This window comes from Gemmatimonadota bacterium (assembly GCA_026706345.1).
Classification (GTDB): Bacteria; JAAXHH01; JAAXHH01; order JAAXHH01; family JAAXHH01; genus JAAXHH01.
In genome coordinates, this window is record JAPOYX010000102.1 from 1 (window position 1) to 7,148 (window position 7,148).

Consider the following 7,148-nt stretch of genomic DNA (forward strand, 5'->3'; position numbering starts at 1 on the left):
GGCCAACCGCGCGAGCACGCGCGATACGGGGCCGCCACCCAGCAGGATTTCGGTGGACCGCTGCCGCAGCCTTTTCCCCGGGAGATCGGCCCGCGGGCCAAGGAGTACCTGGCGGAGGTGGTAGATTCCGGTCTCACCTGCGACATGGTGGGGAGGTTCGAACGGGCCTTTGCCGAGGCCAACGGCGCCGCCCACTGCATCGCCACGCCCGGATGCACGCCGGCTCTGGCCGTGCTGGCCGCGGCCTTCGACTTTGAACCGGGCGACGAGATCGTCGTCAGTTCGGTCAGCGACTTCGGCACCGTCCAGGGCCTGATCAGCGCCGGTTATATTCCCGTTTTCGCTGATACCGCTCCGGGCACGATCAACGTAAGCGCCGAGACCATCGAGGCGTGTATCTCCGAACGCACCCGGGCGATTCTCGTCGTGCACTTGAGCGGTCTGATCTGCGATATGGATAGCATCAACGAAGTCGCCGCACGCCACGGTCTGGTGGTCTACGAGGATGCCTGCCAGGCGGTCTTCGGCCGCTACAAGGGCCGCTACGCCGGCACTCTGGCGACGGCCGGCGGCTTTTCATTCGACGCGGAGAAGACCATGGGTTCCGACGTGGGCGGCTGCATCCTCACCGACGACGATGCGCTGGCCGAACGGGCACGGTTCGTCGGCCACAGCCGCGCCGGAGAGATGGTGGAGCACTTCGGGCGCGTACACACGGTGAACGGCTTCGCCCATCGCATGACCCAGTCCACTGCGGCGATCAGTCTCGCCCAGCTGGAGATCATTCAGCCGCAGGTGGAAAAGCGCGATCGCATGATCCGCCTGTTGAGCGCGCTCCTCGATGAGATTCCGGGCATCACGGCGTTGCCGATCCCGCCGGAAACCGAAGTGTACTCCTGCTGGATGGCGGGATTCACCGTCGATCCGGAACAGTTCCGGTGCGACGTGGAGGAATTCGGCACCCAGGTAGCGGCGGCCGGCATCCCCGGGGCGAGCCCGATGCGCTACTACCTGCTGCCGGTCGCCCTGCCCTTTCTTAACGAGGCCGCAAAGAAACAGCGCTTTCCGTACTCGCAACCTCCCGCATCCTGCACCTACCGCTACGACGCGGAAAGCTGTCCTAACGCCTATGAGATACTGGAGCGCTTCATCCGCTGGAGCTCGTTCTGCGATAAGTACGAGCCCCGCCACTGCGAACAGGCGGCCGCGATCATACGCCGTGTCGCGGAGGAGAACCGGCGATGAGCGAGAACGACGGAGATCACTCGGTGGAGAAAACGCTTCGACTCGCCGCCCGTTACTACCGTTCCGTGCCTACGGACCGTGCGGGATACGAAGAAGTCACCCTTTCACTGCCCGTGGAAAAGACCGCCCTGGTCGGCCTGCATTGCTGGAACATCGGCTGCCCCGACGGACCGGATACGGACGCTGACTACTGCGTCGGTATGGGCTGGCCCCAGCCGACGGAGGAGGCCGCCCGCATCATGGCCGAGGTCATCCGGCCGGCCATGGATCTCGCCCGTACCATCGGGATGACGGTCTGTCACGTCGAGACGGACTGGATGGACCGAAAGTACCCCCACATCGAATCACGCCGGTCAGACGCGGCGGCATCCGTTCACCCGGTAAGACAGGAGTTGTTCGAACGGGCCCACGGCGTCGACTACATGGAGCGCTCGCCCCTGGCGGAGATGCGGCGCGCCGAAATCGTGTCTCCGGTCGGGGACGAGCCTCTCGTGTTCTACTCCGACAAGCTGGACGAATACCTGCGCGGACGCGGCATCGAGACGCTCATCTACATGGGGTTCGCGACCGACATGTGCCTGCTCGGCGCCGAGGGCGGCGCACGGCACATGCTGGCGCGCGGGTACCGTTGCGTGGTCATGCGGGACGCGACCGTCGGCGTCGAGTCGCCGGACACCTTTCCGCAGCGGTTGGCGACCAATTATGGTCTCCACATCTTCGAGTGGACCCTCGGCCACGGCTGTACTTTCGCCCAGTTCAAGCAGGCCGTCGACACATCGAATGGCGATTAGCGACGAGATGAAAGGCGAGTAGCGATAGGGCCAAAGAAAGGCGACCTTTAATGAGTCTGGACATCTGTCCGTGGAAGTACGGAAAACGCTGGGTTTACTCGATCACCTACGACGAGGCACTGGCCGACCTGCACCGCTTCGCTATTCCCATGCACGATGAATACGGCATCCCAGGCCACGTCGAAGTCGTCGTCGGCCAGATGGGCGAGATCCGCAAGATCGGCAACTCCAGTTTCAACGGGTATCGCCACATGAACGGGGAGGAGTTACGCGACCTGCTCGCACGTGGCTGGGGCGTGGGAAACCACTCATGGAGCCACGAGATCATCACGCCGGATACGGTGGACCGGGAGATCTGCCACGCCAAAGAAGTACTCGAGGAAGCCCTCGGCGAGGCGGTCATCCTGTACTGTTCGCCCGGTGACAATACCAACATGGCCGACCACGTCCTCGAAGCCTGCCGCAATTCCGGCTACGTTGGTGCCATGAGCATAACGGACGCGCTCAATCTACCCGGGGACGAGCTCTTCTGGATCAACCGCACACCACTGCACGACCACTACTACCCGCCTTTTTACAGCGCCTTCGACCCTTTCCGAAACATCCGCCAGGCCCAGGCCGTGCAGGGCTGGCTCATCGACTACTGCCACTGCCCGCTGGATACTGCCGTTCACCCCAACAAGGATTGCTCCGAAGCCCAACTCAGGCAGCGCCTTGAAACGGTGTTGTCCGAAGGGAGCGACGCGGTCTGGTGCGCGGTGCCGGAGGAAGCGCTCAGTTACCACCTGATGCGGCGACACGCCCGGATCGAGACTGTGCGCGGTGGCGACGCCAGGGGAGACAGGGGTGATGGGACAAGAGGAGATGGAAGTGATAGAGCCGCGGGCGGTGCAACCGAAGTGCAACGCTTTCGAATCAGCCTGCCGGGATTGCCCGAACAGGTTCCGTATCGTAGTCTGACCATGGAAGCCCGGGTACCGCCGGCCTGGTGCCGCGATCCCCGCGTGGTGGTGGACGGGCAGGAACTGGCAGCAGAGGTGGTTCGGCCCGGCGTGCTACGGGTTACGACGCAAGTGAAAGAAGGTACCATGATAGAGCTGCGCACCACCCAGCGCCTATGACGGTGACACTCCGATCAGAAGTTCTGATTTTAACCCAACACACTTTCCCGACTGCGTTGGATTCAGCGATGGCAAGCATATTCTGAAGCGACTTTCCATGTAGGGAAGAAGATGTCGAGTGCAATACTGGGTAAAGTATCGCCGTTTTTTATCGTAGACGAACTGGCCCCTTCGGTCGCGTTTTACAGGCAATTAGGATTCGAAATCCGGTATCAGGCACCAGAAGTAGATCCGTTTTTTGCTATCGTTGGTCGAGACGAAACGCAGATCTTCTTGAAGGCGATCGCCGAAGATATAAACCCACAACCGAACAGTTCCCGTCACCCCTGGGCACGCTGGGACGCGTTTGTCAGCGTAGAGAATCCCGATGCGCTTGCTGAGGAGTTTAGTGAGGCCGATATAACGTTTCATAAGGATCTGGGGGATACTGAGGATGGGCTAAGGGGTTTTGAGTTGCGCGACAATGATGGATACATCCTTTACTTTGGACGACCGTGCAGAAAGTGAGGAAATCGATGGTGAACCGGCGTAGTCTCAGCCTGGTGGCTTTCTGCTGCCTGTTGTGGAACGTCCAAACCTGCGAAGCCCGGTCCCCGGAGCGACAGGCTGTAACGCGTCTGACACTCACCAGCGATGGAGAAGCTACTGAGATGAATTACCTCCTGTATTTACCATCGGCCTACGTAACGAACGAAGAGGAATGGCCGTTGCTCCTTTTCCTGCACGGTGCCGGCGAGCGAGGAGACGATCTTGAGCTAGTAAAGATTCACGGTCCACCGAAAATGATCGCGCAAGGGAGGGATTTCCCATTCGTGGTCATTTCGCCGCAGTGTCCTGAGGGTGTGTGGTGGTCCATAGAAACGCTCCATGCGCTGATCAATGAAGTCATCGAAACCCATCGCATCGATACGTCCCGGATCTACGTGACTGGTCTGAGTATGGGTGGATACGGGTCATGGGGACTGGCATACACCTATCCGGACCTGTTCGCCGCAGCCGTTCCCATCTGTGGGGGCGGGGAGCCCGAGAAAGCGCCGCTGATGAAGGAGATTCCGACCTGGGTCTTTCATGGCGCGAAAGATACGGCCGTGCCGCTCCAGCGATCCCAGGAGATGGTTGATGCGCTCGAGGAAGCCGGAGGCGACGTCCGCTTTACCATATATCCTGAAGCAGGCCACGTGGAGGCATGGGAAAATGCGTACGGCGATCCAGAACTGTGGGAATGGTTGGCAAAACAGCGACAGAAGGATTAAGGAATACATACCTCATTCAGGACTTGACCACCCCCCTTACTCCCGCTTCCAAGCAACAAAGTCCTCCTGCTGGTGAACTCGAATCTCATCGAAAACACCCTTCCATAAAAAAGTGTTAACGATATAGGTAAATTGTTTTATATTGTCGCATATGGAGATAACATTCGCGAACAGGGAACTGGAGAAACTGTGCAACAGGTCAAACTATGCGAAACGGAAACTAGGTGATCAAGGAGCCAGAAAACTTCAGTCTCGACTCGCGGATATTGAAGCCGTGCACGATGTGACCGAACTGATCGCGGGCTCACCGCATCCCTTGAAAGGAGACCGGGAGGGTGATTTCTCTCTCAGGCTGCATGGAGCCCAGAGACTGGTGTTCCGACCGGAACACAATCCGCTTCCGAGGCTTGAGGATCGGGGGATCGACTGGGGTAACGTAACAGCGGTTCGAATCGTTGAGATCGGCGACTATCACAGTACCTGAATACAAGGAGGGATTTCAATGGGCAAAACAAGGGTAGAATCCTTAAAGCGAGACTGGATCTCGCCACCCGGAAGCACCATAGCGGATCTGCTTGAAGAGCGCAACTGGACGCAAGCCGAGTTGGCAGACCGACTGGGTGTGTCGCGCAAGCATGTGAATGAACTGATAACCGGAAAGGCTACGATCTCGGATGCAAACGCCATAAAACTGGCACGAGTACTGGGCAGTACAGTCGGTTTCTGGTTGAATCGTGAGGCTGGATACCGGGCGGCTCTTGCCGATCAGCAAGCGATCGAGCAACTGCGTGATGACGTGAGTTGGTTGGACGAGCTGCCCATTTCACATATGCGCAAGGCGGGATGGATAGGAACCTATCGAGATAAAGCACAGACCGTGTCCGATTGTTTGCGGTTTTTTGGTGTGGGATCGGTCGATGCGTGGCGAAACTGGTCGGCTGGCCTGGGACAAACAGCCTATCGCATGTCGGATAGCGCCACTAAAGCTTTCGGTTCTATCGCAACCTGGCTGCGCAACGGAGAAATCCAGGCGTCCTCATTGGAATGCAATGATTTCTCAAGGGAAGTCTTCAATACAAATCTGGAATCACTTCGCGCTCTTACGCTCGAACCGGACCCCGATGTCTTTGTGCCACGTATGCAGAAACTGTGCGCCGATGCCGGAATTGCAGTGGTGTTTGCGCCCACACCCAAGGGATGTCCCGCCAGCGGCGCAACACGCTGGCTCGCTCCGAACAAAGCGCTGTTAATGTTAAACTTACGATACAAAACCAATGACCATCTCTGGTTCACCTTCTTTCACGAAGCAGCCCATATCCTGCTGCATCGCAAGAAACTGATGTTCCTGGAGTTAAATCAAAACGGAGACGGAAAGGAAGAAGCGGAGGCGAATCGGTTTGCCGCGGATCTATTGATTCCACCGCGGTATTACGACCTACTCAGAACCCTCGCCAGTTCGAGGGCAGAGGTCAGCCAATTCGCCAGGGAGGTCGGAATACCACCGGGTATTGTCGTCGGACGGTTGCAGCACGACGGAATCATTACCCACAGGCAATTGAACGGTTTGAAGGTCAGATACGACTGGGCGTGATTGCTTCCGCTGTCGAGAGATCCTCAGCACGGACGTAAAATCGCACCACCCCGCCGGGAAACCTCAAATGAATGCTCACGGCCGCCCGCGCTCATCCTGAACAGGTCGCTCTCCCGGGTTATCCGAACCATCGAGGAACGGTCACAGAAAGCCAGGACCAGGACTTCGTCGTCCGTACCCGCCACTAAGCGTGTCGATGCTTCGGTAGCATCCGGAAGAAAGCTGACGAGACTGCCGGCGGCGAGTCCGGAAGGCGCGTAGGGCACCTCCTCCTTCCGTAGTCGAAGGTCCCTGCCTGCGACCGAAATCACGTCCACCACATGCGATCCCGCACCCAGACGGGCACGGTCTGCCCCCAGTTCGCGCAGATCCACGGGATTCAGCTTGTAGGCCAACTCACCGCTACCGGTCTCTGGACCCAGGCCTACGGCCGGATCCACGATCAGCCGGTGACGGCCCGGACAGTGAAGGTCGATCCGGGCGAGATCGCAGTCCTTGGAGACGCCGGGGGTCTGTACCGAGCCGCCAAAGGCCAGGGCGGTATTGGGCCTGACGTAGAACGTGCGCGGTTCCTCCCGCGAAGCGAGTCCCTGCGTGTCCCGTCCCATCTCGCCGAAGACCGCCGGGTCGTCCAGGCGGCTCGACTTGCCATCGAGGGCGATCTCCATCCACGGCTTGCCGCCGCGCCGGTTGAAGCCGTCCCAGGCGATTTGAGCTTCGTGCCACACTCCTGCTTCTACCGTACCCGGCGCGTGCACGGTAACCAGGTTGCTGTTCTGGCTTTGCACACTGAAATGCAAACGCCCGTCCGTATCGACGACGAGGGCGAAGGTGTTGACCCCCGTCCCGAGAACCCCTCCGACTCCGTTCCCGGCATTGAACAGAACCCGGGCGCCGCTCGCGTTTCCAGGGCCGCTCCCGCGATCCCGCAAACGGAAACGAAGACGCAGGCGCCCTCCGTTGGCGCGGAACCAGGGTTTCGCCTCGTATTGCAGGGCGTCGCCGCCACGCAACCTGACATGCGGACAACCAACGCTGACAACCCGCACGCCGCGCGGACGGCGCCTCAGCGCCACGAGAATGATCGGATGGCCCCCTCGTGATATCCAGTATTCGTGCTCGGTTCGCCGGGAGGAGACGCGCAGCC

8 protein-coding genes are annotated in these 7,148 nt (G+C 59.6%); 7 read left to right on the plus strand and 1 reads right to left on the minus strand.

What is annotated here, in order from left to right:
- The 7 genes from OXG98_07425 to OXG98_07455 all read left to right on the plus strand — a co-directional run.
- A partial coding sequence (locus OXG98_07425; protein MCY3771833.1) for a DegT/DnrJ/EryC1/StrS family aminotransferase occupies positions 1-1,245 on the plus strand: 1,245 nt, incomplete at its 5' end.
- Positions 1,242-2,036: a cysteine hydrolase family protein gene (locus OXG98_07430; GenBank protein MCY3771834.1), complete on the plus strand. Its 795-nt coding sequence runs from the start codon at positions 1,242-1,244 to the stop codon at positions 2,034-2,036. The genes OXG98_07425 and OXG98_07430, both read left to right, overlap by 4 nt.
- Before the next feature lie 50 nt (positions 2,037-2,086).
- Positions 2,087-3,157 (plus strand): polysaccharide deacetylase family protein, encoded by a 1,071-nt coding sequence (locus tag OXG98_07435; protein MCY3771835.1) that lies wholly within the window; start codon positions 2,087-2,089, stop codon positions 3,155-3,157.
- Positions 3,158-3,268: 111 nt separating this feature from the next.
- On the plus strand, positions 3,269-3,664 hold the full coding sequence (locus tag OXG98_07440) for a hypothetical protein (protein MCY3771836.1): 396 nt from the start codon (positions 3,269-3,271) through the stop codon (positions 3,662-3,664).
- 143 nt (positions 3,665-3,807) lie between these two features.
- A complete protein-coding gene (locus OXG98_07445; GenBank protein ID MCY3771837.1) occupies positions 3,808-4,410 on the plus strand; it encodes a prolyl oligopeptidase family serine peptidase in 603 nt (200 codons plus the stop codon).
- 151 nt (positions 4,411-4,561) lie between these two features.
- A complete protein-coding gene (locus tag OXG98_07450) occupies positions 4,562-4,894 on the plus strand; it encodes a killer suppression protein HigA (GenBank protein ID MCY3771838.1) in 333 nt (110 codons plus the stop codon).
- A gap of 18 nt (positions 4,895-4,912) precedes the next feature.
- On the plus strand, positions 4,913-6,001 hold the full coding sequence (locus tag OXG98_07455) for a HigA family addiction module antitoxin (protein MCY3771839.1): 1,089 nt from the start codon (positions 4,913-4,915) through the stop codon (positions 5,999-6,001).
- A gap of 23 nt (positions 6,002-6,024) precedes the next feature.
- Here the strand turns inward: OXG98_07455 and OXG98_07460 are convergent.
- A partial coding sequence (locus tag OXG98_07460; GenBank protein MCY3771840.1) for a hypothetical protein occupies positions 6,025-7,148 on the minus strand: 1,124 nt, incomplete at its 5' end.